The sequence below is a fragment of the Kitasatospora sp. NPDC093102 genome, from assembly GCF_040683915.1.
Lineage (GTDB): Bacteria > Actinomycetota > Actinomycetes > Streptomycetales > Streptomycetaceae > Kitasatospora.
Genome location: NZ_JBFBFA010000018.1, coordinates 83,636 through 110,022, shown reverse-complemented (window position 1 = coordinate 110,022; position 26,387 = coordinate 83,636). Strand labels below are relative to the sequence as shown.

24 protein-coding genes are annotated in these 26,387 nt (G+C 74.3%); 11 read left to right on the top strand and 13 right to left on the bottom strand.

Going from position 1 to position 26,387, the window contains the following annotated elements:
- Positions 1-15 precede the first annotated feature (15 nt).
- A complete protein-coding gene (locus AB0O11_RS22960; RefSeq protein ID WP_363389996.1) occupies positions 16-1,062 on the bottom strand; it encodes a hypothetical protein in 1,047 nt (348 codons plus the stop codon).
- 610 nt (positions 1,063-1,672) lie between these two features.
- On the opposite strand from AB0O11_RS22960, the gene AB0O11_RS22955 reads away from it, so the two are divergent.
- The 3 genes from AB0O11_RS22955 (at position 1,673) to AB0O11_RS22945 (ending at position 4,771) form a co-directional block, all read left to right on the top strand.
- On the top strand, positions 1,673-2,866 hold the full coding sequence (locus AB0O11_RS22955; RefSeq protein WP_363389993.1) for a peptidoglycan-binding protein: 1,194 nt from the start codon (positions 1,673-1,675) through the stop codon (positions 2,864-2,866).
- A gap of 159 nt (positions 2,867-3,025) precedes the next feature.
- Positions 3,026-3,691 (top strand): DUF2269 domain-containing protein, encoded by a 666-nt coding sequence (locus AB0O11_RS22950; protein ID WP_363389990.1) that lies wholly within the window; start codon positions 3,026-3,028, stop codon positions 3,689-3,691.
- A 60-nt stretch (positions 3,692-3,751) separates the two neighbouring features.
- The gene (locus AB0O11_RS22945) at positions 3,752-4,771 is read left to right on the top strand and encodes an MsnO8 family LLM class oxidoreductase (RefSeq protein WP_363389987.1); all 1,020 of its coding nucleotides are present in this window, start codon (positions 3,752-3,754) and stop codon (positions 4,769-4,771) included.
- 131 nt (positions 4,772-4,902) lie between these two features.
- Here AB0O11_RS22945 and AB0O11_RS22940 read toward each other — a convergent pair whose 3' ends face one another.
- Positions 4,903-6,450 (bottom strand): APC family permease, encoded by a 1,548-nt coding sequence (locus AB0O11_RS22940; RefSeq protein ID WP_363389984.1) that lies wholly within the window; start codon positions 6,448-6,450, stop codon positions 4,903-4,905.
- 148 nt (positions 6,451-6,598) lie between these two features.
- Positions 6,599-8,245: an amidohydrolase gene (locus AB0O11_RS22935; RefSeq protein WP_363389982.1), complete on the bottom strand. Its 1,647-nt coding sequence runs from the start codon at positions 8,243-8,245 to the stop codon at positions 6,599-6,601.
- Positions 8,246-8,449: 204 nt separating this feature from the next.
- Here AB0O11_RS22935 and AB0O11_RS22930 point away from each other — a divergent pair, with 204 nt between their 5' ends.
- From AB0O11_RS22930 to AB0O11_RS22910, 5 genes are all read left to right on the top strand, one after another.
- The gene (locus AB0O11_RS22930) at positions 8,450-9,109 is read left to right on the top strand and encodes a TetR/AcrR family transcriptional regulator C-terminal domain-containing protein (protein WP_363389980.1); all 660 of its coding nucleotides are present in this window, start codon (positions 8,450-8,452) and stop codon (positions 9,107-9,109) included.
- Positions 9,110-9,648: 539 nt separating this feature from the next.
- The gene (locus AB0O11_RS22925) at positions 9,649-10,032 is read left to right on the top strand and encodes a hypothetical protein (protein ID WP_363389978.1); all 384 of its coding nucleotides are present in this window, start codon (positions 9,649-9,651) and stop codon (positions 10,030-10,032) included.
- A 4-nt stretch (positions 10,033-10,036) separates the two neighbouring features.
- Positions 10,037-11,134, top strand: coding sequence for a hypothetical protein (locus AB0O11_RS22920; protein ID WP_363389975.1), 1,098 nt, complete (start codon positions 10,037-10,039; stop codon positions 11,132-11,134).
- Positions 11,135-11,216: 82 nt separating this feature from the next.
- Positions 11,217-11,612 carry a roadblock/LC7 domain-containing protein gene (locus tag AB0O11_RS22915; RefSeq protein ID WP_363389972.1) on the top strand — a complete coding sequence of 132 codons (396 nt, stop codon included), beginning with the start codon at positions 11,217-11,219 and terminating at the stop codon, positions 11,610-11,612.
- A 79-nt stretch (positions 11,613-11,691) separates the two neighbouring features.
- The gene (locus AB0O11_RS22910) at positions 11,692-12,066 is read left to right on the top strand and encodes a hypothetical protein (RefSeq protein WP_363389968.1); all 375 of its coding nucleotides are present in this window, start codon (positions 11,692-11,694) and stop codon (positions 12,064-12,066) included.
- A 149-nt stretch (positions 12,067-12,215) separates the two neighbouring features.
- Here AB0O11_RS22910 and AB0O11_RS22905 read toward each other — a convergent pair whose 3' ends face one another.
- The 7 genes from AB0O11_RS22905 to AB0O11_RS22875 form a co-directional block, all read right to left on the bottom strand.
- Positions 12,216-13,367 (bottom strand): NUDIX hydrolase, encoded by a 1,152-nt coding sequence (locus AB0O11_RS22905; RefSeq protein WP_363389965.1) that lies wholly within the window; start codon positions 13,365-13,367, stop codon positions 12,216-12,218.
- Between the two features lie 113 nt (positions 13,368-13,480).
- Positions 13,481-14,359, bottom strand: coding sequence for an SGNH/GDSL hydrolase family protein (locus AB0O11_RS22900; RefSeq protein ID WP_363389962.1), 879 nt, complete (start codon positions 14,357-14,359; stop codon positions 13,481-13,483).
- On the bottom strand, positions 14,340-15,536 hold the full coding sequence (locus AB0O11_RS22895; protein ID WP_363389959.1) for a glycosyltransferase: 1,197 nt from the start codon (positions 15,534-15,536) through the stop codon (positions 14,340-14,342). The genes AB0O11_RS22900 and AB0O11_RS22895 overlap by 20 nt, the downstream gene beginning before the upstream one ends.
- Positions 15,533-16,750: a glycosyltransferase family 1 protein gene (locus AB0O11_RS22890; protein WP_363389956.1), complete on the bottom strand. Its 1,218-nt coding sequence runs from the start codon at positions 16,748-16,750 to the stop codon at positions 15,533-15,535. The genes AB0O11_RS22895 and AB0O11_RS22890 overlap by 4 nt, the downstream gene beginning before the upstream one ends.
- A 108-nt stretch (positions 16,751-16,858) precedes the next feature.
- Positions 16,859-17,047 (bottom strand): DUF1508 domain-containing protein, encoded by a 189-nt coding sequence (locus AB0O11_RS22885; RefSeq protein WP_363389953.1) that lies wholly within the window; start codon positions 17,045-17,047, stop codon positions 16,859-16,861.
- A 628-nt stretch (positions 17,048-17,675) separates the two neighbouring features.
- Entirely contained in the window at positions 17,676-18,590 is a 915-nt protein-coding gene (locus AB0O11_RS22880; RefSeq protein WP_363389950.1) for a DUF4328 domain-containing protein, read from the bottom strand.
- Positions 18,591-19,066: 476 nt separating this feature from the next.
- Complete coding sequence (locus AB0O11_RS22875; protein WP_363389947.1) at positions 19,067-19,744, bottom strand: TetR family transcriptional regulator; 678 nt, start codon at positions 19,742-19,744, stop codon at positions 19,067-19,069.
- An 80-nt stretch (positions 19,745-19,824) separates the two neighbouring features.
- Here AB0O11_RS22875 and AB0O11_RS22870 point away from each other — a divergent pair, with 80 nt between their 5' ends.
- Positions 19,825-20,718 carry an SDR family NAD(P)-dependent oxidoreductase gene (locus tag AB0O11_RS22870; protein ID WP_363389944.1) on the top strand — a complete coding sequence of 298 codons (894 nt, stop codon included), beginning with the start codon at positions 19,825-19,827 and terminating at the stop codon, positions 20,716-20,718.
- Between the two features lie 66 nt (positions 20,719-20,784).
- On the opposite strand, the gene AB0O11_RS22865 is transcribed toward AB0O11_RS22870, so the two are convergent.
- The gene (locus AB0O11_RS22865) at positions 20,785-21,432 is read right to left on the bottom strand and encodes an HNH endonuclease family protein (RefSeq protein ID WP_363389942.1); all 648 of its coding nucleotides are present in this window, start codon (positions 21,430-21,432) and stop codon (positions 20,785-20,787) included.
- Positions 21,433-21,648: 216 nt separating this feature from the next.
- Positions 21,649-23,094: an amino acid permease gene (locus AB0O11_RS22860; protein WP_363389939.1), complete on the bottom strand. Its 1,446-nt coding sequence runs from the start codon at positions 23,092-23,094 to the stop codon at positions 21,649-21,651.
- Positions 23,095-23,512: 418 nt separating this feature from the next.
- Between AB0O11_RS22860 and AB0O11_RS22855 the strand changes: the two genes are divergently transcribed.
- Entirely contained in the window at positions 23,513-23,728 is a 216-nt protein-coding gene (locus tag AB0O11_RS22855; RefSeq protein ID WP_363389937.1) for a hypothetical protein, read from the top strand.
- Between the two features lie 46 nt (positions 23,729-23,774).
- Here the strand turns inward: AB0O11_RS22855 and AB0O11_RS22850 are convergent, their stop codons facing one another.
- The gene (locus AB0O11_RS22850; RefSeq protein ID WP_363389934.1) at positions 23,775-24,773 is read right to left on the bottom strand and encodes a deoxyribonuclease IV; all 999 of its coding nucleotides are present in this window, start codon (positions 24,771-24,773) and stop codon (positions 23,775-23,777) included.
- Positions 24,774-25,259: 486 nt separating this feature from the next.
- Between AB0O11_RS22850 and AB0O11_RS22845 the strand changes: the two genes are divergently transcribed.
- Entirely contained in the window at positions 25,260-26,342 is a 1,083-nt protein-coding gene (locus AB0O11_RS22845) for a right-handed parallel beta-helix repeat-containing protein (RefSeq protein ID WP_363389931.1), read from the top strand.
- Positions 26,343-26,387: the final 45 nt, after the last annotated feature.

Genomic DNA, 26,387 nt, shown 5'->3' with positions numbered 1-26,387 from the left:
CGGCTCGTCAGCTCGTCAGCGCGCCGTCGCCCAGGAGGTGTCGGGGATGTGCCCCTCCTGCACCTGCCGGGCGCGCTCGGCGACCAGCTCGGCGAGGCCGGTGAACGCGGGCGCGGTGAGCTGGTGGCCCGGCCCCTCCGCGCGCACGATGAGCAGCACGCTGCCGACCCTGGCCAGTGCCACCGCCGACAGGGAGCCTTGGATGCGGATGGCGCTCTGGTCGCCGATCAGCGGGACGGCCACCGTCGGTGTCGTCCCGGCGGCCCGGTCGAGCGCGCTGTCGAAGGCGCGGGCGGTGGCCTCGGGGGAGGTGAAGGTGGCCACGCGGAACTCCACGGTCTGCGCCGAAGTCGAACCGAACGTCACGATGCCGTAGGCGAGTTGCTCGTCGCAGGAGTCCGGCAGCAGGCACGGCCGCTCGCCGTCCGTACCGAGCGCCGCCGTCGGCCCCCGCTGCACCCGCCAGTCGCCCGGCACCGCCCTCTCGTCGGGCAGCAGCCTCAGCACCAGCACCGGATTCCCCAGCGGCTGTGCGGCGTGCGCCAGGCCGGGCCCGCCCGGCTTCAGCAACGGACGGGAGCCCAGGTGCACGCCGAGCGCGACCAGCGCGGCGATCAGCACCAGGGCGAGTGCCAGCAGGATCCCCATGGTGCTTCTCCGGGCGGCGAGCGCCCGGGCGCGTGCGGCGGCCGCAGGGCCGGTCCGCAGCTGGACGGTGGTGGGGCCCTTCGGCGGCGGCGCGGACGGCGGACCGACCCGCAGCTGTACGGTGCCGGGCTCGCTCCGCAGCTGGACGGTCGGCGGATCGCCCGGCTTCCCGAGCCCGGTGGTGGCCAGGTACTGGGCGAACGCCTGGTCCGAGGCCAGCAGGTGTGCGACCGCGGCGGTCAGCAGCGCCCGTGCCCGCGCATCCCCCGGGCTCGCCTCCGCCGCCGCGAGGGCCCGGGCCCCCTCCGGTACCGTCCGCAACCGCGCCCGCACGACGTCCGCCACCGCCTGATGCGGCCCGTCGCCCAACAGCGCCGCCACCGCCTCCGGTGCCAACCTCCGGCCGTCCCCCATGGCAACTCCCCTTGCCGCACGAGTGGTTGCCCCTACGATCCCGGACCGCCACGCAGTTCGTACCCACGCCGAACGGAACGGAGACGCAACCGCAACCGCTTCCGGACGAACCCGGGCCGGAGAGCTTGGCTGTCGGGCCGGGGCGCGCAGGGCGCCCGGTGGCAGTGCCCGGTCGGCCGCGGCCGACCCGGCCCTGCGGGGGTCCGGGGCAACGGCCGCACCCGATGGGGTGATCGTCGCCGTCGGAGCTGAGCCGAACGAGTGATCTTCTGTCGAGGGCCGGCACAGGGCGGCGCAGGCCGACGCGGAGCGGTGCAGGGCCGGCGTGGGAACGGGCGGGCCGCTCAACCGACCGGCATGGAAAGGTGCACCGCCCGCCGCCCGTAGCGGGCGGCGGTCCGGCGGGGTGGAACGCGCCCCCGTCCGCACGATCTCCCGCCCCTGCGCGGCCGTTCGAATCGCACGCAGGGGCGAATGCCCCTGGCGGAGTCGAACGGCCGGGCGGGCATCGGGGGTTCACCGGCGGGAAGTTGCGCCATCAGGGTCAATCCGCGAGCCGTACCTGCCGATACCGGAGGTGATGCCCTCACGCCGTTCGGAGGAGCCCCCAATGCCCGAACAGTGGCTGCCCGGTGCCGAGATCCACGACCTCGGCGACCACGCGCCGACCGATCAGCAGTACCCGCCGAAGGCCATCGCCCACATCACCTGGGACCGCAACGCGACCGCCGCCGCACCGCAGGACTGGGTCCCCTACGAGAACCTGGTCGGCTACTTCACCGGCAGCGGCGCCGGCAGCGCGCCGCACCTGGTCTGGGACCCGTTCAGCGGTCGCACGGCACAGCTGTTCCCGGCCGATTCCCGCTCGAAGAGCCTGCTCAGCCCCGCCGAGAGCCCGACCCGCACCAACCGGGCCGGGCGGGTGGTGATCCAGATCGAGGCGGTGTTCTTCCCCTACTGCCGCTACCAGGGCGGCGTCTACGCTCGGCTGGTCGACACCCCGTGCGCGGGCTGGGACCGGATCCACGCCTGGATCTCCTCCTGGGGCGTGCCCGACGCCTGGCCGATGGGCCGGCCGACCGACTTCTCCAGCCACCGCGACGAACAGGTCTGGGAGACCCGCGGCGGCTGGTACGCGCACGCCCACGTGCCGTACAACGACCACACCGACCCCGGCTCCTGGCCGGACTTCACGGCCGGGTCCGGCGCCCCGGGCACCCCGCCCTCGCAGCAGCACCCGGTCCCCCCGGACACGCCCGCCCGCTACCAGATCAGCATCAACGGTCTGCCGTACGGCTACGGCGCCCAGGGCTACCAGGTGACGGCGGTCGGGCGGGCGCTGGTCTCGCACGGCTTCGGCGACCACTACCGCTCCGGCCCGGGCCCGAACTGGACGGACGCGGACACCGAGAACTACGCGGACTACCAGGGGAGCCTGGGCTACTCCGGGCAGGCGGCGGACGGCGTCCCGGGCGAGAGCTCGCTGCGCCGGCTGCTCGGCTACCTGCCCGGGCAGCGGACGGTCTCGGTGTCCCACGTGATCGCGGCGGCCCAGGCCGACCCGGGGGCCGAGCAGGGACATCTGACCTACGGGGCCGAGGTGGCGATCGTGGAGCAGGCGCTCGCCGACGAGGGGCTGCTCGAACAGCGCTGGGTGGACGGCTCGTTCGGCAGCCGGACGGTCTCCGCGTACGCGGCCTGGCAGCGGCGCTGCGGGTACCAGGCGGGGGCGGCGGACGGGATCCCCGGCCAGGCCTCGCTGCACCGGCTGGGCGCGGAGCAGGGGTTCGCGGTGACCGACTGAGTCCGGTGCTACTCCCGGGCGAGGCGAGGCTCGGCGGTTGCCGGGGGGCGCGTACTCGCCCGGGAGTAGGCGAGGTTACTTCCACCGTCAGATGCCGGATGAGGCGCGGACGGGAGAGCCTGGGGCCGTCCTCGTGACCCCGACTCGAAGGAGGTACCCGTGCGTTCGCCCACCGGCGCCGTCGCGGCGTCCGAACCGACGCCACGGCGGTCGGCGGCACCGGCGTCCGCCGGCCGGCGCCTGCGGCCGGCGGTGCGCAAACCGCTGGTCGTCCTGCACGTCGTCGCCTCGGTGAGCTGGCTGGCGCTGATGCTCTGCCTGCTCACCCTGGGCGTGACGGCGCTGACCACCGGGGACGCCGACCGGCTGCGCACCGCCTACCGGGCGATGGGGCTGCTCGGTGACGCGCTGATCCTGCCGCTGGGCCTGCTCACCTTCCTGAGCGGGGTGGCGCTCGGGCTCGGCACGTCCTGGGGGCTGTTCCGGTACTACTGGGTGAGCACCAAGTTCTGGCTGACGCTCGGGGCGATGACGGCCTCCGTCCTCGCGCTCACCGATCGGCTGCACGACGCGGTACGGGTGGCGGACGCGCATCCGACCGGCCCGATCACGGTGGCGGACCTCGGCTTCGTGCGCTACAACACGGTGATCGTCCCGGCGGTGGCGCTGACGCTCTACCTGTTCAACGTGGTGCTGTCGGTGTACAAGCCCTGGGGCCGCCGCAAGGCCAAGGCTGTGGGCGGCCGCAAGGCCAACGCTGCGGTGAGGCGCGCGGCCGAGGCCGCGGACGCCCGTCGGGGCCGAATACCCGGGGCGGGCGCCTGATCGCCGGCCGCCGGTCCCGGCCCCGGGCAATCCGGGGAATGTCCGCACGGAGGGCGGGCGTTGTCCACCCACGTGACCAGCGCCGCGCCCAGGACCAGGCTTTCCGTGCTCGACCGCTCCCGGACCAGACAGGGCGAGGAACCGGCCGAGGCACTGCGGTACACGGTGGCCTTCGCCCGCGAGGCGGAGCGACTCGGCTACCACCGGTTCTGGGTCTCCGAGCACCACGGCGTGCCGGGGGTGGCCGGGTCGGCGCCCACCGTGCTCGCCGCGGCGGTGGCGGCGGCCACCACGCGAATCCGGGTCGGCACCGGCGGGGTGATGCTGCCCAACCATCAGCCGCTGGTGGTGGCGGAGCAGTTCGGGGTGCTGGCCGCGCTGTTCCCCGGGCGGATCGACATGGGGCTCGGGCGCTCGGTGGGCTTCACCGACGGTGTCCGGCGCGCGCTCGGGCGGGAGAAGGACGCCGCGGACGAGTTCGGTGCCCAGCTGGCCGAACTGCTCGGCTACTTCGACGGTTCGCAGCAGACGCACCGGGGAGTCCACGCCCGGCCGGCCGAGGGCCTGTACGTCCCGGCCTTCGTGTTGGCCACCGGCGCGGGCGCCGACCTGGCCGCCGACGCCGGGCTGCCGCTGGTGATCGCCGCCGCGCGCGGGGAGGACCGGATGCTGGCGGCGATCGACCGGTACCGCACCCGCTTCCGCCCCTCCGCACAGGCCACCGAGCCGTACGTGGTGGTCTCGGGCACGGTGGCGGTCGCCGACACGGCCGAGCGGGCGCGCGAGCTGCTCGTCCCGGAGGCCTGGTCCGGCGCGTACTCCCGGACCCATGGCGAGTTCCCGCCACTGGCCCCCGCCGCCGAGATCCGCTCCCGGGAGATGACCGCCCGGGAGCGGGCCGCGTACGAGCAGTCGCTCAAGGGCCACATCGCGGGCACCCCGGAGCATGCCGCCGCCGAGCTGGCGGCGCTGGTCGAGCGCAGCGGGGCGGACGAGTTCCTGGTCACCACCAGCACCTACGACCGCACCGCGCTGCTCGACTCCTACCGGCTCCTCGCCGAAGCCGTCGGCCAGGCCTGAGCGGGCGGGGGAGGAGCCTGGCCGTCACCGGAGCCTGCCCGTCACCGGGGCCGGGCTGCACCGGGGCCGGTCCCCACCGGGCCCGGTGCGTCACAACCGGTGCCGTGCGTCACCGGGCCGCGTGCCGCCGCTCAGCCGGCGTCGACCTCGGTCGTCCCGAGCCGCGCGTAGACCTCCGGCCGCCGGGCCCGCAGCCGCCGGGCGATCCCGACGCCGGTCAGGAACACCACCGGCACGATCGCCACCAGCGGCCAGTTGACCTCCGGTCCGGCGCCGGTGAACAGGTCGAGCCGCCACACCACCAGCGCCGTGGCCCCGCACAGCAGCACGGTGGCGGCGAGCGGCGCCACGACCGTGCGGAACACCCCGGTGCTCGCGGCGGCCGCCCGGTTGCGGCGGAAGAAGGCGAACACGGCGAGACCGGCCAGCGCCTGGAGCACCAGGATGCCGACCACCCCGGGGGAGTTCACCCAGAGGAAGAACTGGTTGTACGGGTCCGCCCCGATCAGCGCCGCCACCCCGACGGCCACCGCCGCCAGCACCGACTGCGCGATGCCGCCGATCCACGGCGAACCGTGGCGCGGGTGGATCCGGCCGAGCGCGGCCGGCGCGGCCTGTTCGGTGGCCAGCGCGTAGCCGTACCGGGTGATGGTGTTGTGGAAGGCGAGCAGCGCCGCGAGCAGGCTGGTGACGATCAGCACCCGCTGCACGTCCGTCGCCCAGCCGCCGACGTAGTCGGTCATCGCGGTGAAGAACATCCCGGCCGGGTCGGCGGTGGCGGTCGCGACGGCTTCGGTGTCACCGAAGGCCTGCACGATCATCCAGGTGACGAAGGTGTAGAAGAGGCCGAGGAAGGCGATCGCGGCGTAGGTCGCGCGCGGCACGGTGCGGTGCGGCTGCCGGGCCTCCTCGCGGTAGATCGCGGTGGCCTCGAAGCCGATGAAGGCGGCGAAGGAGAGCCCCAGCACCCCGCCCATCCCACCGGAGAACACGTGCTCCGGGGCGAACGAGGACAGGCTCAGCCCGTGCGCCCCGCCCTTGACCAGCACCGCCACCGCGAGCACCAGCAGGATTCCGGTTTCGGCGATCAGCAGCGCCCCGAGCACCTTGGCGCCGAGGTCTATCGAGCGGAAGCCGAGGAACCAGACCACCGCGACCCCGAGCAGCGCCCAGACCGGCCAGGGCAGGTCCAGCCCGAGCAGATCGGCGGCCGTCGTGTGGGCGAAGAAGCCGAAGGCCCCGAACATGCCGATCTGGATCGCGTTGTACGAGAGCACCGCGAGCAGCGCCGCGCCCAGCCCGGCCGCCCGGCCGAGGCCGCGGGTGACGTAGGCGTAGAAGGCACCGGCGTTGCGGATGTGCGCGGTCATGGCGGTGAACCCGACCGCGAAGAGCGCCAGCACCACGCCGGTGGCCAGGTAGGCGACCGGCGCGCCGATGCCGCCGAAGGAGATCGCGAACGGCGCCACGCCGGCCATCACGGTCAGCGGCGCGGCGGCGGCCACGACGAAGAAGACGATGTCACCGGTGCCCAGCACCCCGCGTCCCAGACCGCCGGGGGAATCCGGGGTGGCCGAGGAAGCCGGGGACGCGGCGGGGCCGGCAGCAGCGGCGGAGCCGGGGGCGCGGTCGGGGGAACGGAGTGCGGAGGAGGAGGCCGCGTCGGAGGGCAGGTTCATGGGGGGCTCTCCTGGGGTCGTACGGACGAGGGTGGGGCGGTCGGCGGAGGACACGTGTCGGCCACCGACCGGGGGAACGAGGCACGGCCGTCGTGGGGGACGGCCGGAACGGGCCGGGAAGTCCGTCAGGGCGGGCAGCCGCGTCGCTTCATCGCGTCGAGCGGTCGCCGCCACCGGGTGGCCCACCGTGGGTGCGCCGCCCGCCGAGCCAGGTGCCGGCCACCTCGATCGAGGCCAGCTCACCGGCCGGCACTGCGTACGGATCGGTGGCCAGGTGCACCAGGTCGGCCCGCATGCCCGGCCGCAGCACACCCCACTCGGCCTCCTCGAAGGCCTGGTGCGCCACGCCCGCCGAGTACGCCGCCAGCGCCTCGGTGAGCCCGATCCGTTCCTCGGGCAGCCAGCCGCCGTCCGGCAGGCCGTCCGCGGTCTGCCGGGTGACGGCGGTGGCCAGCCCGGCCAGTGGCTCGTAGCGGGTGACCGGCCAGTCGCTGCCGAAGGAGACCCGGGCGCCGCTGCCCAGCAGGGCGGCGATCCGGTACTGCCGGGAGCCGCGCTCCGGCCCGATCCGGGGCAGGGTGAGCTCGGTCATCAGCGGGTCGGTCTGCGCCCACAGCGGCTCGAAGTTGGCGATCACGCCGAGTTCGGCGAAGCGCGGCAGGTCGTCCGGGTGGACCAGCTGGACGTGCGCGATCACCGGCCGGCGGGGGCGCGCCCCGTTGCGGCGGGCAGCGGCCTCGACGGCGTCCAGCGCGATCCGCACGCCGCGGTCGCCGATGGCGTGGATGTGCGGCTGGAAACCCAGCGCGTCGACGGCGGTGACGGCCTCCGCCAGTTCGGCGCCGGTCCAGTTGGCGACGCCGTGGGAGTGCGGGCAGTCGTTGTACGGCTCCAGCAGCGCGGCCGTCCCGGACTCGATGACGCCGTCGGCGAAGAACTTGACCGCCCGTGCGCTGAGCCGCCCGCGCCCGGCGGCCTCGACCCGCTCGCGGTCGGCGGCCAGCCGGGGGAGCCGCGCGCGCCAGCCGTCCGGTTCGAGCAGCAGGGCGAGCCCGGCCCGGACCGGCAGGTCCTCCTCGGCGACGGCCGCCAGCCAGGTGTCCACCTGCGCGGGCTCGACCCAGGCGTCCTGGAGCCAGGTGAGCCCGGCGGCCGCGAGCGCGGCGGTGCTCTCCCGCAGCGCGGCGACCTGTTCGGCCAACGGCCGCGGCGGGACGAGTGCGAGGACGGGGTTGAGCGCACCGAACTCGCGCAGGGTGCCGAGCGGGCTGCCGTCCGGCCGGCGGACGATCTCACCGCCCACCGGCTCGGGCGTGTCCGGCCCGTACCCGGCCCGGCGCAGCGCCTCGCTGTTGGCCCAGCCGGTGTGGTGGTCCATGGTGCGCAGCAGCACCGGCCGGTCCGGGACGGCGGCGTCGAGCAGCCGGGCGTCGAACAGCCCGCCCTCGGCCAGCCACGGATCCACGGCGTCGCCGGTGATCCACTCGGCCTCGGGGTGCCGCTGCGCCCAGTCGCGGACGGCCGCCACGACCTGCCCCAGGCTGGTGCAGTCGCGTACCGGCACGCCGCGCAGGCCGATGCCGCCGAGCAGCGGGTGGACATGGCCGTCGCCGAAGGAGGGCAGCAGGGCGCCGCCGCCGAGGTCGACGGTCTCGGTGCCCCCGTCGCGCAGGGCGAGGGCGGCGTCGCCGAGGGCGGCGATCCGCCCCGCGCTGACAGCGAGGGCATGGGTGCGGGGGAGGGCGGGGTCTCCGGTGTGGATCCGGCCGCCGGTGAAGATCGTTTCGGCGCGCATACGGGGGTGTGCGTCCTCTCCGGGGCAGGGCGGGCCGACGGGTGCGCGGCCTGCCTAACCGAATGGGGTTCGGTTACCGTAGGCGCGGCACCGGCGGGTGCGGAAGGGTTTACTGAAAGCCGTTCAGTAACGCTTGGATAACGACGATCTTGGTCTGCCGGGGCCGACGGGCCGCTCGGCGACCCCGAAGGTGAGGAACCGGGCATGCCCAGGCCGCGCACACCCCTGCTGGACCGGCGGCGCATCGTGGACACCGCGTTGCGGCTGGTCGACGAGGCGGGGGACCTCACCATCCCCGCCCTGGCCGGTGCGCTCAAGGTAAGCCCCTCCGCGCTCTATCACCACGTGGCCGGCCGGGCCGAGATCGTCGCCCTGATGCGCGTCGAGCTGGTGCGCACGATCGGTGAGCAGTCGATGTGGGACCAGCCCTGGGATGCGGCGCTGCGCACCTGGGCGCACGCCTATCGGGACGCCTTCGCCGAACACCCCGGCATCGTCCGGCTGCTCGCCACTGCGCCGCTTGCCGAATCGTTCATGCACGAGCTGTACGAACGGGCCGTCGCCACCCTGGAGGACGCGGGCTTCGCCGCGCAGGACGTGATGGGCCTGATCACCGCCCTGGAGAGCTTCATCCTGGGCTCGGCGCTGGACCTGGTCGCCCCGGACGTCATGGTCGACGCCGTCGACCGCGCCGCCACCCCGCGGCTGGCCGACGCCCTGGACGCCGTCCCCGCCGGGCGCGAGCGTGCCGACCGGGCCTTCGGGCTCGGGCTCACCGCCCTGATCGAGGGCTATCGGGCGCTGCTGGGCCGACCCGCCCCGGTCCGCTCCGGGGCCCCGGTCGCGATTTCTGACCAGGCGTGATGACCTGCTAGTGTTCTTCCTGTCGAGAGGAAGTGATCTTCCGGGAAACGGAATCTCGAACAGGCGTCAGCGGTGCTACCAGAGCACGCCCTACTTTCAGTAGGGAGAGTCCGTGCGACCCGGGCCTGGCGCTCCGATCGAAGGGGCCCGTTCCACTCAGTGGAACGGGCCCCTTCGTCATGTCCGGACTCCGCACCTGCCGTCGGTGCCCGCCTTCGCCGCCCATGGCTGCGCCCTCATATCGCATCTCCGGCCCCGAAACCCTTCTGTACGGTCCGATATCGGCCAAGGTCCTGTGCCAGGTGGCCGGTGAACGCCGCTCCAACCCCCCTGGTCCGCCGCTGGCGTCGGCGCCTCCTCGGGGCTGATGCGCCGTCATAGATTGGCTGGAACTGGCTGCCATTGGTGTGAATATGCCATTGGAATGTTCGTCATATGGAATCCGGCAGTAGCCTTCCGTGTCGACCTAGCCACTGCTGGTGGTGAACCGGTCGGCGTCGCGCTGCGTCCGACCGCCCAGACCCCGCGAAGGAGCCGGTGTGCCCGGTATCGACGAATGCCTCTCCGCAGCGATGGCGATCGCCGGGGCCCGCGCCGCGAGCCTGGTCGACTGGAGTAGCGGGCTCGCCCTCGGCAGCCTCGGGGACAGCCCGACCGGAGAGCACGAGACCTCGGCCGCCGAGGCAACCGACCTGGTGCGGGCGGCCGTTGAGAGCCAGACCTTCACCGCGGCGGAGGACCGGCGGGCCCCGTTGGAGGACATCATCGTCACCGCCGGCCGCAGTTACCACCTGATCCGCTTCATCGACACCGTCTTCGACAGCAGGCTCGTCCTGCACCTCTGGCTGGACCGCGGGCAGGGCAACCTCGCCGCCGCCCGCTTCCGGCTCCAGGCGCTCGCCGAGGAGCTGGTGCTGGGGTGAGCGCGTGACCGCCGCAACCGGCACCGCGCTTCCGCCCCCGGCGGAGGCCGCCACCCCGAGGACCCCGGGCGAGGCGCTCGCCCTGCTCGCCGACCGCCGTGCCACCGGTGCCCTGCACGGGCCGCTCGGCAGCCTCCACCTGGTCGACGGACAGGTGACCGCCGCCGAGTCCTCCCGGGCGCCCGGTCTGGCCGACCTGCTCATCGGCTGCGGCCGGATCGCCCCCGAGGACTGGGCGGAGCTGCTCCGGGTCCACGGCCCGCGGGCGGAGGTCGGCGAGGCGCTGGTCGAACGTCGGCTGATCACCCGGGGAGAGCTCGAACTCGGCCACCTGGGAACGCTGTTCGACGCCGCGTTCTTCGTCCTCGCCGACCCGTCCGGAGGTGTCTGGCGGTTCGAGGCCGACGCCCGGCACTGGCTCGGACCGGTCGCGGAGGTCGACCCGGCCCGGATCCGCCGCGAGGTCGAACGCCGTCGGCAGCTGCTCGACGGGATCTGGCCGTGGGCGCAGCTCGACACCGCGCCCGTCCGTCCGGCAGAGCACGGCCGCCGGCCGTCCCGCCGCCCGTGCGGCCGCCGGCGCCGCGAGCTGCTGGACCACGCCGACGGCCGCAGGACCCCGGCGGACCTGGCTCGGCTGCTCGGTCGCTCCGGCTTCGGCGTGACGGCCGACATCCGCCGGCTGGCCGCCGTCGGACTGCTGGACGCCCTGCGCCCGCCCGGCGCGCCGACGGCGGCTCCGGCGCCCGATGCTCCGCCAACGGCCGCTCCGGCAGCCGAAGTTCCCCCACCGGCCGCGAGTAGACCGGCCGGAGGGCTGCACCGCCGGGTTCCCGGCGCCGGTCTCCGAGGTGCCGGACTCCCCGGCGCCCCGGTCACGGCCGCCCCGGCCGCAGCCCCGACCGGGGCCGAAAGCCCCACCGGGACCGAAGCCCCCGCCGGGACCGACGCCCCCGCCGGGACCGACGCACCTGCCGGGACCGACGCCCCCACACGCTCCGAACGCCCGCCCACCACGGCAGCGGCCCACCCGCTGACCGTCCCCGACCCGGACATCGCGCTGCTGACCCGGATCCGAGACCTTCTGGAGGCCCGACTTTGACCGACTCCCCGCCCGCGACCCCGCCGTCCCGGCCATGAGGCGGGCGCTCAAGCAGCGTGTCGGAAGGAGACAACTGATCGCCTTGGAGACCGAGTTGCTCGCCGAACTGCGCGCCGTCAAACACCGCGTCCCGCACCTCGCGGGTGGCCTGGTCGCCAGCGTGGACGGCCTGTTGATCGCACACGACACCCATGGCACCGAGCCCTCCGGCCTGGCCGCGATGACGGCGGCCTCGCTCTCACTGGCCCAGCGGCTCGCCGACACCACCGGCCAGGGCGAGTTCCGCGAGTCGCTGGTGCGCGGTGAGAACGGCTACGTCGCCACCTACGCGGCCGGCGGCAGCTGCGTGCTGACCCTGCTGGCGCACCCGGACGTCAACGTCGGCCGGCTGCACCTGGAGGCCCGCCGCAGCGCGCAGCGCATCGCGGCGCTGCTCAACGACGCCCTCGTGCCCAAGGAGCCGCGCGACGCGGTCTGACCCGGACCAACCGCGACTCCACCGCGTCGCCGTACCACCCGAAACCTGAACAACCAACCACCGAAAGAGAGTTACCCAGATGACCGACGCAGCCGGCGCACTCAAGCAGGCCATGACCAGCATCGAGGGCGCCATCGGCGGGGCCCTGGTGGACTACAACAGCGGCATGGCGCTGGCCACCCTCGACGGCCCCGGCGGCCTGGACCTCAACGTCGCCGCCGCCGGCAACACCGACGTGGTGCGCGCCAAGATGCGCACCATGGACATGCTCGGCCTCCAGGACGGGATCGAGGACATCCTGATCACCCTCACCAGCCAGTACCACCTGATCCGCCCGCTGACCGGCCGTACCGGCAAGGGCCTGTTCCTCTACCTCGCGCTGGACAAGTCGCGCGCCAACCTGGCGATGGCCCGCCACCAGCTGAGCAGGATCGAGGCCGACCTGGAGGTCTGACGCACGACCCTGACGCACGGCCCTGGCGCGCCGCTCCGACGCTCAGGCGTTCAGGCGCACAGGGTCCCGGACGAGGCGCCGGCGGCGGCTCAGGCGCCGCGGGGCCTCGTCCGGTGGACCTCGCCGCCCGGCAGACCGGAGGCCCGGTCTCATCCCTGCGGCAGGTCCGGTCCGACGGTCCGCCCGCGCACCAACTCGACCGGCCCGCCCGACCGCCCCCGGGCATCCAGCGCGGCGGCCGTACGGTCCCAGGACGGGCCGGTCAGCAGCGCCCGCGCCTCGGCCGGATCGCAGAGCCGCCACTCCACCAGCTCCTCCTCCGGCAGCGCGATCGAGCTGAGCATCCGCTCCGTCACCGTGCCCCCGTCGAACACGTACACCAGGACGGCGGTATCCCGGCCGGTCGCCGGGTCCGCCTCCGGGTCGGCCGCCGCGCCCGGCTGCCAGTCCAGCGCCAGCAGCGGCCCCGGCTCGACCTCCCAGCCGAGCTCCTCGCGGATCTCCCGCCGGGCCGCTGCCCGGGGCATCTCCCGGTCCGCCTCGACCCCACCGCCCGGCAGCGTCCAGTGCGGCACCTGTCCGCGCGGCCCGTCCCACGGCCGCAGCCGCACCAGCAGCACCCGGCCGGCGGCGTCGGTGAACAGCGCCCGCGCCTTCACCCGGATGCGCGGCCGGGTGGCGTAGTAGGTCTCCCGGTCCATGGGTGGCTCCGGGGGCTCCCCGGCCGACGGCGTCAGGCCCGGTGCCGCGGCCAGTCCGGCGTACTCGGGCACCGGTCCGTCGGCGGGCAGCCGCCCGAGCGTGTGCCCGGCCGGCCGGCTGTCCTCCAGCTCCAGCGGCCCGGCTTCGCGCGGGGCCCGCAGGCAGGCCGTCACCCGGCGCGACAGCCGCGGTGGCAGCGCGTGCCCGGCCTGCTCCGGCGTCAGCCAGGTCCAGCCGCCGACCTCCGCCGCGTCCGGCCGGAACGCCGCCGCCTGTTCGGCCGTCAGCGGCTCGGCCCAGTACAGGTAGGCGACGATCGGCCGGTCGCCCTCGCGCAGCAGCGCCCAGTCCACGCAGGCCAGCGGCCCCAGCCGGGGCGTGAAGCCCAGCTCCTCGCGGATCTCCCGAAGGGCGGTCTCCCGGGGCGACCGGTCCGCCGGCTCCCACCCGCCGCCCGGGATCGCCACCGGATGCCTCCGGTCGTACGGCAGCCGCACCACCAGCACCCGCCCGGCCCCGTCCGGGAACAGCACCCCCGCCGCCGCCAGAACCTCCCGCCCGACCGTGCTCGCGCTCTCCACCCCGACTCCCTCCGTCACGCTCTCCCCGGACACGACAACCCGGGCCACCCGGATGGTTCCCGCACGGCGGCACCGCCGATCACCACGAACGGGGGATCCCCGGCGTGTCCGTCACCGCCCCGGCGCACCACTCACCCCAGTGAGGCCAGCGCCTGCGCCGCGGCCCGCGCCATCTGCTCGTCGTGCCTGCCGCTTCCGCCGCGCAGCCGGGCCACGCCCTCCGCGGCGGCCAGCGCGAGCAGGCCCGGCAGCAGGTCGGTGCTGCGGGCGGCGAGCCAGCGGGTGCCCCGGGTGGCCATCCACCAGAGGTCGGCGGCCAGGCCCGGCGGTGGTTCGGCCGGGGCGGCGGGCGGGGGCGAGCCGAGCGGGTGGCCGGCTTCGGTGAGCAGGCCGTGGAACCGTCGGGCGATCAGGTGGTGGCCCTCCGCGCTGGGGTGCAGGCGGTCCACGCTCAGCAGTCGGCGCTCCGCCGGCCACGGCAGCTCGGCGATGTGCAGGTGCACCGCCCGGTGGCGTTCGGTGAGGACGTGCACCACGGTGTTGACCGCCCGCATCCGGCGTGCCAGCGGACGGGCGAGCGGCGCCGGGAGCCGGAGCAGGCTGCCCGGGTCGGGCAGGCAGGCGGTGAGCAGCCTGGCGCCGTGGCCGGACAGTTCACCCATCGTGGCGTCCAGCTCCAGCGCGGTGCGGCGGATGTCGAAGCCCGCGCGCAGCGTGTCGTTGCCGCCGACCACCACCGCTGCCAGCTGTGGCCGCAGCGCCAGCGCCGCCGGTAACTGACGGCACGTCAACTCGGTGGTGAGTGCCCCGCTGTACGCCAGGTTGGTGAACTCGACGTCCCGTCCTGCGGGCGCCAGCGAGCCGGCGAGGACGGCGGCCCAGCCGCGCCGGCCCTCGCCGACCTGGTCCCCGACCCCCTCCGTCAGCGAGTCCCCGAGCGCGACGAAGCGCAGCAGTTCGCCCGCCGCGGGCCGCTCCTCCGCCGCCCGGTCACGTCCGGTTTCCAGCATGCTGGTCCCGACCCCCGTCCACCGCCTCGTCGTTGCGCACGCCGTGTGCCGCCAGGAACGCCGTCACCGCTGCCGGCCAGCCGTACCGTTCGGCCTGCGCCCGGGCGGCGGCCCGTCGCAGCTCCTCCGGCCGTTCCAGCAACTGCCGTACCGCGGAGGCGAATCCGTGACCGGTGTCGGCGGCCGCCACCCCGGCGGGCCCGACCAGGCCGGGCAGTGCGGAGGAGCGGCTGACCGCCACCGGGCTCCCGCAGGCCAGCGCCTCCATCGCCGCCAGTCCGAAGGTCTCCACCGGGCCGGGCGCGAGCACCACGTCCGCGCAGCCCAGCAGCCGGGCCAGCTCCGCGCGTCCGCCCAGGTGCCCGAGGAAGCGCACCGGCAGCCGCAGCCGTGCGGCCCGGGCCGCCAGCCGTTCCCGCAGCGGGCCGGTCCCGGCCACCACCAGGACGGCGGGCCTGCGCCGGGCCCGCAGGGCGGCGAGCGCCTCGATCGCCCGCTCGGGCCGTTTCTCCGCCGAGAGCCGGGAGCAGAGCACCAGCAGCGTCTCCTCCGGGGCGGCGTACCGCGCCCGCTCGGCTGCCCGTGCGGTCGGCGGCAGCGGGTGCATCGTGTCCAGATCCACTCCCAGTGGGGCCCGGACCAGGTTCGGGGTGCCGATCCGCCGGAACTCCGCCGCCGCCCAGTCGGTGGTGCAGAGCACCGAGTCGTAGCCGCGGGCCGTGGCCGCGTTGAGCCGGTCGGCCGCCGCGTCCGCCAGCGGGCCGGGCACGCCCCAGGTGCGCAGCACCCCGGCGGCGCTCTCGTGCGAGACCATCACCGAGCGCACCCCGTGACGCCGTGCCCAGGCGCCGGTCCAGCGCAGCGTGGTGCGGTCGGACACCTCCAGGCGGTCGGGGGAGAACCTGGTCAGCTCGGCGGCCACCGCCCGCCGGTCGGTGAGCAGCCGGTAGCCGCCGCCGGCCGGCAGCACGGGGCCGGGCAGGGTGACCACCACGCCCTGCTCGGTCTCCTCCTCGGAGCGCCGCTCGCCGGGGACGATGAGCACCGGACGGTGCCCGGCCGCCCGGTACCCGGCGCCCAGGTGGCGCAGCGCGGTGCGCAGGCCGCCGGAGACCGGGGTGACGAAGTTGGCGAGCCGGACGATCGTCAGCGCCCCGCCGTCGGGAACGGAGGTCATGCCGGCAGCTCCTCCGGCAGGACGGGCGCCACCGGCTCGACCGACGCCGGGGGAGCGGGCGGCAGCGGCCGTCCGTGGTGCTCCGCCACCACCTCGGCGTAGTGCCGCAGCAGCAGGTCCCCGACCGCTTCCCAGGTGCGCGCGGTCACCTCGGCCCGGCCGGCCTGCCCGTACGCGGCCCGCCGCGCCGGTTCGGCGGCCAGCTCGGCCACCGCCCGGGCCACCGCCGCGCCGTCCCGGGGCGGTACCAGCAGGCCGGTGCGGCGGTGGGCGACCAGGTCCAGCGGGCCGCCGGCCGCCGGGCCGATCACCGGTACGCCGCTGGCCATCGCCTCCTGGATGGTCTGGCAGAAGGTCTCCAGCGGGCCGGTGTGCACGAAGACGTCGAGGGTCGCGAAGCAGCGCGCCAGCTCGTCACCGGTGCGCCGGCCGAGGAACACCGCGCCCGGCATCGAGGCTTTCAGCCCGGGTGCCGAGGGGCCGTCGCCGACGACCACCACCCGCACTCCGGGCAGCGCCGAGGTCGCCGCCAGCAGGTCGACCCGCTTCTCCGGTGCCAGCCGCCCGACGTACCCGACGAGCACCTCCCCGCCCGGCGCCAGCGCCCGGTGCAGCGCCTCGTCCCGGTGCCGGGGGTGGAACCGCACCGAGTCCACCCCGCGCGGCCACAGTTGCACCCGCGGCACCCCGTGCGCGGTCAGGTCCTGGGCGGCGGGGGTGGAGGGCGCCAGGGTGCGGGCGGCCGCCCGGTGCACGGCCCGGATCCGCCGCCAGGCGGCGGCCTCCCCGAGCCCGCGCCCGGCCCGGTAGGCGTGCGCGTACCCGGCCAGGTCGGTCTGGTACACGGCCACGGCGGGCACCCCGAGCCGCGCCGCGACCTGCATTCCGCGCGCGCCGAGCACGAACGGGCTGGCCAGGTGGACGATGTCCGGCCGGTGTCCGGCGACCGCGGCCGCCAGCTGCCGACTGGGCAGGGCGATCCGCACCTGCGGGTACCCCGGCAGCGGCATCGACGGGATGCGCACCACGGGAATCTCCCCCTCGGCGGCGCCGCCGAAGGTCTCCGGCAGGCACTCGGCGCCCCGGGCCGGCGCGGGCGTGACGACAAGGGGCTGGTGGCCCCGGCGGACCAGATGCTCGGCCGTCCGCAGCACGCTGTGGGCGACTCCGTTGACCTCGGGCGGGAAGGATTCGGTGACGATGACGACGCGCATGCCAGTGTTCTGTCCGTGTCCGGCATGCACCCGGCCAAAGGGATCTGTCGTACAGACGAACGCGGGTCGGCGATTTGCACCACCGACCCGCGCTCCGGAGCGCGCCCGTCAGGCCGACCCGGCGGTCTCCTTGAGCTCCGCGTACGGCGCGAGCTTGCGGATCGACTCGATGCTCTTCAGGCAGTCGTCCTTGCTCTCCTGCGGGTCGCCGGTCACCACGATCGCCCCGTTGCTCGCCTTGAGCCGGAACCGGTGCATGCCGCCCTCGTCCACGTACAGCTCGAATTTGCCAGCCATGCCAGAAACAGCCTTCCGCTCGGATGACCCCCTGGAACCGCACCGTAGGCTCAAATCCCTTGCACGGCACGTCAGATGATCCATCCGGGTGGAAAGCTCGGGGGAGCGGTGTGATGGTTCACGGCTGGAAGCCGGCGGCCGTCGGGGATCCTGTGGGGAACACGCGCGGTGGGGGCCACAGGGAAGACGGAAGGGGTGGCGAGCTGGCCGCCACCCCTTCAGCGTCCTGCCGAACCATGCCGGTGCCAGCCGGTTGGGCCGGTATCTGCGATGTGACGGGAACCGGCTCGGGCGCCGGCGCAGCGGGGCGCGTCGCGCGAGGAACCACAGCCAGTGCGGCTTCGGCCTGAGCGCGCTGGTGCCAAGGAACCCTCCAGCGCCTCCTGCTCAACGGGACCGCCCAGCCGGACACCTGGCCACAACAGTCGGACAGGAACACCCCTTGCCCGGTGCGAATCCCGTCACCACGCGGGTGTGCAGTCGTCCGGCCTGTGGTGCCTGACGAATCGTCAGATCAGTCGCGACGAACCCTGCCGGACATTGCTGACAACACCCGCAGGCCGGGGTGGTAGCGGAGACCTGTAGGGGCCTGACCGGGGAACTCGTTCCCCGGCCAGGCCGTGCACCGTCAGGCCGGAGGCCGGCTCTCCGGCCCGGCGTCGCGCGGCGCCTCGGCGGGCGCGGGCGCTGCGGCAGCTGCCGGAGCCGACATCAGGGCCTGGACTTGGGCCTCCTGGGCGGCCATGGCCGCGAGCGGGTTGACGTCGGCCCGGCGCGCCTGCTGCATGGCGGTCAGGCGGTTGACCACCGCGATCGCCGCGACCGCCGCCACCAGCCGCAGTGCCGACCCGGCGGCCTCCACCCGGATGGCGTTGCGCAGGCTCTCGAGGTCACCGGGGACCAATGGGTCCACGCGACCCATGGCGCCTGCGATCCGGTTGACTATCAGAGAGCCGATCCAGGTGGACCACCACACGACGAGGACCTTCTCCGACGGCGTGCGCCGCCTTCCCTCCGCGTCCAGCGGCGCGCTCGCCCGCCAGCAGTCCACCATCAGCTGCCAGGGGAACCAGAGCAGGACGACCGGGGTGAACCAGGCCCCGATGGTCCAGCCGCGTCCCAGGCGGTGCCCGTTCGGCAGCAGCAGATCGGCGTTCTGGCGGATGCGGTAGAACCAGACGATGAACACCACGGCGGTGGCCAACGCCAACGGGATGGACACCCCGTTCAGCGCGTTCGCCACGGATTCCACGGCGTCGAAATCGTCGAGGCTGACGTCGTCCGACCCGTCCACCACCCGGCCCAGGGACACGTCGGACCAGAGGTCGACCGCAACCGCCACCGCCGCCACCGCAGCGTTCAGCCCCAGCAGGACGTAGACCGCCACGGCAAGGCCGTTCGCCGGGCGCAGCGCCGCCGCCCATCCGGGAGCCGCCTCGGCGCATCCGAAGCAGCGGCCGCTGTCCGTCCCCACGGGGCGTGTCCCGCACGCCACACACACCATCAGATCGTCAACTCCTGGAATTGCCGCGTGCTCGACCACGCGCGCCGGTACGCCACCACCTCGACCGGGACGGGCGCGCCGACTCTAGGGGATCCGAGGCAGCGGTTGCCAGCAGGAATTCGCAGCGCAGAGGCGGTATCGCCAGATAACCGGCAGATCACTCCGACGACCTGGCGCAGGAGACGGATCCGGTTCGGCGCCCCCTCTCCGGTACCGGGCCCGTCCGAGCTGCCTGTGTGCTTGACGAGCCACCTTTGGAACATTGGTGAAGGACATGCGGGGGACCGGCGGGGCAGGGGGAGCGAGGAGGGCCGGGCGGCTTCCCCGGCCGAGCGGTTGAGGTGAAGCCGCTTGCGCCGGTTGGGGTCTTCCTCGACAGTCGATTCCGACTGACCATCAGTCAAAGACGGGCAGGGCCTGTCCTGGAGTCGTGCGGACGTCGCGTCGTAGGTTCAAATCCCTTGCACTGCAAGTCGGATGAACCATCCGGGTGGACCGGAGCGGGCGCGGGCCGGTCAGGCGCGCGGCTCGCCCGCTCCGGCGGCCAGTCCGGTGATGGTGGCGGTCAGGATGCGGGCGAGCCGGGGTTCGACCTCGATCACGGCGTGGGCCAGTCGGGGGTCGGCGCGGTAGAGGTCGGCGACCTCGGTGCCCGGGTTCGCGATCTGCCACATGGCCCCGGCCAGTGAGACGGCGGTGGCGACCAGGTCGACGACGTCCTGCTCGTCCAGCGCGGGCAGTTGCCCGCGGACGGCGGCGCCGATCGGTTCGCGGGCGGCGAGCGTGGCGAGTTTGAAGTCGCGTACCGCGGCGAGCGAGACGTTGCGTTCGAGGTTCAGCGGGGCGTGGGCGAGCAGGTCGCAGAACATGCCGCGGGCCGCGAGGGTGGTGGCGAACGCCCGGGCCACGGTGGCCGGGCCCGGATCCGTGCTCTCCCGCAGCCGCGTGGTCAGCGCCTCCGACCACTCCGCCCAGCCCTCGGCGGTCAGCCGCAGGAAGATCTCCTCGCGGGTCTCGAAGTACCGCAGCAGCGCCGACTTGTGCATCCCCACCGCGGCGGCGATGTCGGTCAGGGTGACGTCCCTGATGCCGTGTTCGGCGCCGAGCGACCGGGCCGCCGCCAGGATCGCGGCCTCGCGCCGGCGCTTGGCCTCGGGCGAGCGTGCGCGCTGGAACTCCGATGCGTCATCCACTCGCCCATGGTAGGGCAACGGTGTTGCCGTAATACCGCAACGCTGTTGCGCTAATAACGCAACGGTGTTTTACTAGCGGCATGGAGAAGAACATGGAGCAGAACAAGGAACAGGCCTGGTTCGTCACCGGCAGCTCGCGCGGCTTCGGTCGCGCCCTGGTCCGGGCCGCGCTCGAAGCCGGCGACCGGGTGGCCGCGACCGCCCGCCGGCCCGAGCAACTCGCCGATCTCGCCGAGGAGTTCGGCGACCGCATCCGCCCGATCGCGCTGGACGTCACCGACCCGGCGGCCGCCCGGGCGGCCCTCGCCGAGGCGCGCGCCGCCTTCGGTCGGATCGACGTGCTGGTGAACAACGCCGGCTACGCCAATGTCTCGCCGATCGAGACCACCGAGGACGCCGACTTCCGCACCCAGTTCGAGACCAACTTCTGGGGCGTCTACCACGTCACCAAGGCCGCGCTCCCGCTGCTGCGCGAGCAGCGGGGCGGGCTGGTCGTGCAGTTCTCCTCGATGGGAGGGCGGGTCGGCGGCTCCCCGGGCATCGCCTCGTACCAGGCCGCGAAATTCGCCATCGACGGGTTCAGCCGGGTGCTGCGCGCCGAGACCGCGCCGTTCGGCGTGCGGGTCCTGGTGGTCGAACCCAGCGGCTTCCGCACGGACTGGGCCGGCGCCTCGATGGTCGTCCACGACGTTCCGGAGGCCTACGACGAGACGGTCGGCGCCCTGAACAGGCGCCTGCGCCAGGGCGACGACGGCGCCGCGGGCGACCCGGTCCGTGCCGCCGAGATCCTGGTCCGGGTGGCCAAGCGGCGTGACATCCCCCATCACCTGCCGCTCGGGGTCAACGCGGCCGAGGGCTCGATCGCCATGGACCGGCAACTCCTGGCGGAGGACGCCAAGTGGCGTGCGGTTTCGCGCTCGGCCGACTTCGCCGAGGCCTACCCGGTCGCCTTCCCGCCGGACTCGACCGACTGACCGGTCGGTGTGCACGGCACTGCGGCCCGGCGCGGGGTGCGCGCCGGGCCGCAGGGGCTGCCGGGTTCAGCAGTTGTTGAGGATGCCGGTGAGTGCGCTCTTCTCGGCGCTGTCCACGCTCAGGCCGTAGTACTGCTTCACCTGCACCCAGGCGCGGGCGTAGGTGCAGCGGTAGGAGGCCTGGGGGAGCCACTCGGCCGGGTCGCGGTCGCCCTTGGAGCGGTTGCTGCTCGCGGAGACCAGCAGCAGCTGGGGGTGGGTGACGTCGTTGGCGAAGGCCTGGCGCTGGGAGGTGGTCCAGGCCCAGGCGCCGGAGGCCCAGGCCTCGGAGAGCGGCACCAGGTGGTCGACGTCGAAGGAGGAGGCGTTGGTGGTGGTCGCGCCGTCGTAGGGCGAGGACCAGTTGCCGCTGGTGGCCTTGCAGGAGGTGTCGGTGGCGACGTTGCTGCCGTCCCGCTTGACGACCCACTCGCGGGTGTCGCAGGTGCCGCTGATGGTGATCCAGGCCGGGAACAGCGTGCGGTCGTAGGTGTCGCCGTGGGTCTCCGCGGTGGCGGGCATCGCGGCGAGGTAGCTGCGGGCGGTGGCCGCGGAGATCGGGGTCGGCAGGGCGGCCTGGGCAGGGGCGCCGGCCGTGACCACGGTCACGGCGGCGAGGGCGGCGGCAGCCGGTATGCAGGACAGGAACCGGCGCGCGGGCGCGGAGGGGGCCATGGCGGACGCTCCATCATCAGATCGGATGAACTGCTGAATTGCGTGCGCCAGTGTGGCGACCCGGTCGCCTACGCGGGTAGATCCGGGAAGTGAAATCCTCGTGCACATCGGACGTGCACCGGACAAGTCCGGCGCACGTCACGGTGGTTCGCGAGATTCACGGCGATTTGCGGGGATTCACGGAGAGACCCCGGGCGTCCGGCTGCCGCCGGGGATTCAGCCGCGGCGGCGGCCCGCCATCCAGACGTAGACCAGGATGCCCGCGAACAGGAACAGGACTCCCTGGTAGACGGCGGCGTAGCCGGCCCCGGCGAGCAGCCAGAGCGAGAAGCCGAAGGCGCCCAGGCCGAGGACGGCGTCGCGCACCAGCCGCCCGCGGTCGACCTTCTCGCCGGCCCCGCGCACCAGCCAGTACAGCTGGGCGGCGGTGGAGAGCAGGTACGGCACGGTGGCGGTGAAGGTGGTGACCAGCACCAGCATGTTGAAGGCGCCCTTCGCCCCGCTGGCGAAGTTGAGCACGGTCAGTGCCGAGGCCAGCGCCACGCTGACCAGCACGCCGAAGGTCGGCACCCCGCGCCGCTCCTTGCCGAAGGCCGCCGGGAACAGACCGTCCTTGGCGGCCGCGTACGGGGCCTGGGCGGAGAGCAGGGTCCAGCCGTTGAGGGCGCCGGTCATCGAGACCAGCGCGGCGACGGCGATCACCGTGCCGCCCCAGGTGCCGCCGAACATGGCGTCCACGGCGTCCGAGAACGGCGCGGTGGAGCGGACGAGCTGCTGGTGCGCCACGGTGCCGAACACCGCGATCGTGCCGAGCAGGTAGACCACCGCCGCACCGGTGGTGCCGAGCACGCTGGCCCGGCCGACGTTGCGCTCGGGGTCGCGGACCTTGCCGGCGCTCATCGCGGCCGACTCCACGCCCAGGTAGCTGAACAGCAGGATCGCCGCGGCGGCGCTCATGCCGCCCGCCCAGCCCTGGCCGGTGGCGTCGAAGGGCCCGAGGTTCTTCGGGTCGAAGAAGAACAGGCCGCCCACCGAGACCAGCAGCAGCGGGATGAACTTCAGTACGGTGGAGACGAGTTGGACCGCCCCGATGTAGCGGGTGCCGGCCAGGTTGGCCAGTGCGGGCAGCCACTGGAAGGCCAGTGCGGCGGTGATCTCCAGCGGGATGGAGTGGTGGAGCGGCAGCAGCACGTCCAGGTACCCGACGGCGGCCACGGCGAGGGCGGCGTTGCTGACCCAGGTGGTGATCCAGTACGACCAGGCCGACAGGAAGCCGGCGAAGTCCCCGAAGGCCTCGCGGGCATAGACGTACGGACCGCCGGTGCGCGGGCTGCGACGGGCCAGCTGTCCGAAGACCAGCGCCAGCGCGATCGCGCCCACGGTGAGCACCGCGAAGGCGAGCAGGCTGACCGTCCCGAACGGTGCCACCGCGGCCGGGATCATGAAGATGCCGCCGCCGATGATGTTGCCCATCACCAGGGCGGTGGCGGTCACCAGCCCGAAGCGGCGGCCGGTCTTCTGCGGCGTCGGGCCGACCGGTGCGGGGCCGACCGGTGCGGAGCCGACCGGTGCGGAGCCGGCGGGCGGGGAACCGGCCGGTGCCGGGGTCTCCGGGCCGCTCGGTCGGGCCGCCTGCCGGGGTGCGGCGGGACTGGTCTGCATGAGGGTGGTGCGCCTTTCGTGGTGCTGCTCCTGCTCCTGCGCGCTCGGTGGAGCGCACTGGAGCCACCGTTCATGCTCGGACCGGGCAGTACCTTGCGCAAAATCGACGGGATTTGTTCAGTTCGCCCGGTTCATCACCGCAAGTCTTGCGGTCCCGGGGCGCCCGGGCGGGCACTCGTCCGGTGTCCCCGCCCGACTGTTCGACCGGATTCACGGATGTACGCCCAGGTTCGTCCGGCCGGGGGAGTTGCTTCACCCGAATGCCTCAGCCCGGTTGCGGCGCGCGCCCGAAGGGGCGCGTTCGTGTGCAAACGTGGGCGCGGCGCCTCCCCGGTGGGGCGCCGCCCGGCCCGTCGGGCGGCCGAACCGGCCGGTCGAGGTGCGGGTTGAGGACCAGAGACGAACCAAAGGACATCAGATGTCGCTTCGTGGGAAGATCCGCAAGCTCGCCGTGATCGTCGCCGTGGCCGGTGCCGTGGTGGCGGTCCCGACCTCGGCCATGGCGGGGGGCTTCGCTCCGACGCAGTCGGAGGAGGTGAAGCTGCAGTCCGGCTCCGCGGGCGTCGGCCTGTTCGGCCCGCACGCCACCTGGCTCAACTTCGCCGAGCACGGCGAGAGCGACTGCGGCTGCTGATCCCCTCGGCGCCCCGAGCCCGGAGGCCGTCCGTCGGCCCCCGGGCTCACGGCTGTCCCGCGCCGGCCGGCTTCCGTGCCGCCTCCGGGCGCCGCCCGCCTCCCCGGGCCCGGACCGTCGCCCGGTCCCGCAGTTCCTTCAGCACCGCGATGTCCATCGCGTGCCCGGTGCCGTCCCCGCCGTGCTTGCGGTCCGGGGTCTCCACCACCAGGGGCACCCCGGCCGTCTCCGGGTGCTCGAACAGCTCGCGGAACGGCTCGGCGCCGATCATCCCGGCGCCGATGTTGGCGTGCCGGTCCTTGCGGGCGCCGACGACGTCCTCGGAGTCGTTGGCGTGGATCAGCCGCAGCCGGCCCGGACCGGCCGCGGCGGCCAGGGCGTCCAACGCGGCCGTCACCCCGCCCGGCTCCGCGAGGTCGTGCCCGGCCGCGAAGGCGTGGCAGGTGTCCAGGCAAACTCCCACCTTCGGGTGATGGTCCAGCGCCTCGACGTACTCGGCCAGCTCCTCCAGCCGCGAGCAGAGGGAGCTGCCCTGGCCCGCCGTCGGTTCCAGCAGCAGCCACGGCGCGTCGTCGCCCAGCCCGTCCAGTTCCTCCAGCAGTGGCCGGACGTCCGTCCGGACCTGCGCCATCGCCTCGGCCCGGCGCGAGCCGCCGCCGGGCGCGGTGCCGACCGCCGAGCCGGTGTGCAGGACCACACCGAGCGCGCCGATGGCGTGGCCGCGGCGCAGCGAGTGCCGCAGCGAGTCGGCCGAGCGCTCGCGGGTGGCCGGGTTGTCCGAGCCGAAGTTGATCAGGTACGGGGCGTGCACCCAGGCCGGGATGCCCCGGTCGGCGCAGGCGGCGCGGAACTCCTCGTCCTGGGCGGGGTTGCCCGGGGGAGTGGCCCAGCCGCGCGGGTTGGCCACGAACACCTGCACCGTCTCCGCGCCGACCCGGCCCGCGTACGCGAGGCCGGTGCCGGCCAGCCCGCGACCGGCCACCGGGACGTGGGCGCCGATCGGGTTACGGACGGCGCAGGCGGGCTGGAGGGGCGCGGTGGTCATGGCCCCGAGCATGCCACGCGCCCGGACCCGGGCGTCGGGCGGGCCGGTCCTGGCCCCGGAGGTCCGGCTTCCGACGAACCGGTGGAAACGATCATCCGCCGACCGGAGGAAACGATCCTCTGCGCTCGATCGAGTGAATCCGGCCCGGAAACCGGGGATCGCGCCACCCGCCTCCGTCACGATCCGTGACCAGTTGGCGAGCCGCGCCCGACCACCCGCCCCGGGCCGTCCCGGCCACCCGTCGCACGCCACGCCCGACCATCATCCACCGCGCCACGCCGAGCGACCCGCCTCCGGTCGACGCCCCGTCAGTCCCGCAGCCCAGCTCTGGTGGCGGGCCCACCCGGCCGCCCATACGGTCGACACGGCCGCACCTACCAGCCGTCACCGCCCGCGCACAGCGCGTCAGCCCACACCGCTGGACGTGCGGGAGGCCACGACACCAGCACGTATTCCGCGCGCGCCGAAAGAAACAGGTCACCGCTCATGCCCACGCGACGGGTCCACCACCTAGCCGCGGCAACTGCCGCCGCCACCGCCCTGACCACCGCCCTCGCCGCGCTGGCCGCCGCCCCGGCGGCCCGCGCCGACATCGGCGACCAGCTGCACTTCGTCCAGCCCGGCCAATCGATTCAGCGGGCCGTCGACGCCGCCCGGCCCGGCGACACCCTCCAACTGCTCCCCGGCGTCTACCGGGGCAGTGTCCGCATCACCACCCCCGGCCTCACCCTGCGCGGCTCCGGCGCGCACAGCGTGATCACCCCCGGGACCGGCACCGAGAACGCCTGCGCCACCGCCGGGCACGGCATCTGCGTGGTCGGGACCGAGGAGCATCCGCTGTCCGGCATCACCATCGACAACCTCGCCGTCACCGGCTTCCGCAAGAACGGCATCGACGCCAGCGGCACCACCGGCCTGACCGTCAGCGGCACCTACGTCCACGGCAACGCCCAGCAGGGCATCAGCCAGGAGATGTCCACCCGGGCCGTCATCCGCGGCAACCGCTCGACCGACAACGGCCAGTCCGGCGTGTTCCTCGCCAACTACGCCTACCGCGAGGGCGGCGCTCCCGACACCGGCGGCACCGTGGTCGAGGGCAACCGGCTGACCGGCAACCGGATCGGCGTCACCGTCCGCCGGCTGCGCGGGCTGGCCGTCCAGGACAACGGGATCAGCGGCAACTGCGCCGGTGTCGTCGTGGTCGGCGACGAAGGCGTGCCCCGCGCCGGCGACCTCGACGTCCGGCACAACACCGTCGTCGCCAACAACAAGTTCTGCCCGGCCACCCCGCGCCTGGGCGCCATGCAGGGCGCCGGGATCGTGCTCACCGGCACCGAGGACACCCGGGTGGCCGACAACGAGGTCCGCGACAACACGGGCACCTCGGACTTCTCCGGGGGCATCGTCCTCTTCAAGAGCTTCGTCGGCGCCCCCAACACCCGCGCCGTGATCACCGACAACCAACTGAGCGGCAACGGTCCGGCCGACCTCGCCGACCGCGACACCGGCGCCGGCAACACCTTCGCCCGCAACACCTGCGAGCGCTCCGAGCCGGCCGGTCGCTGCTGATCCCCGGCCCCTCGCCGCCCGCCGCCCCAGGAACTCCCAAGGACC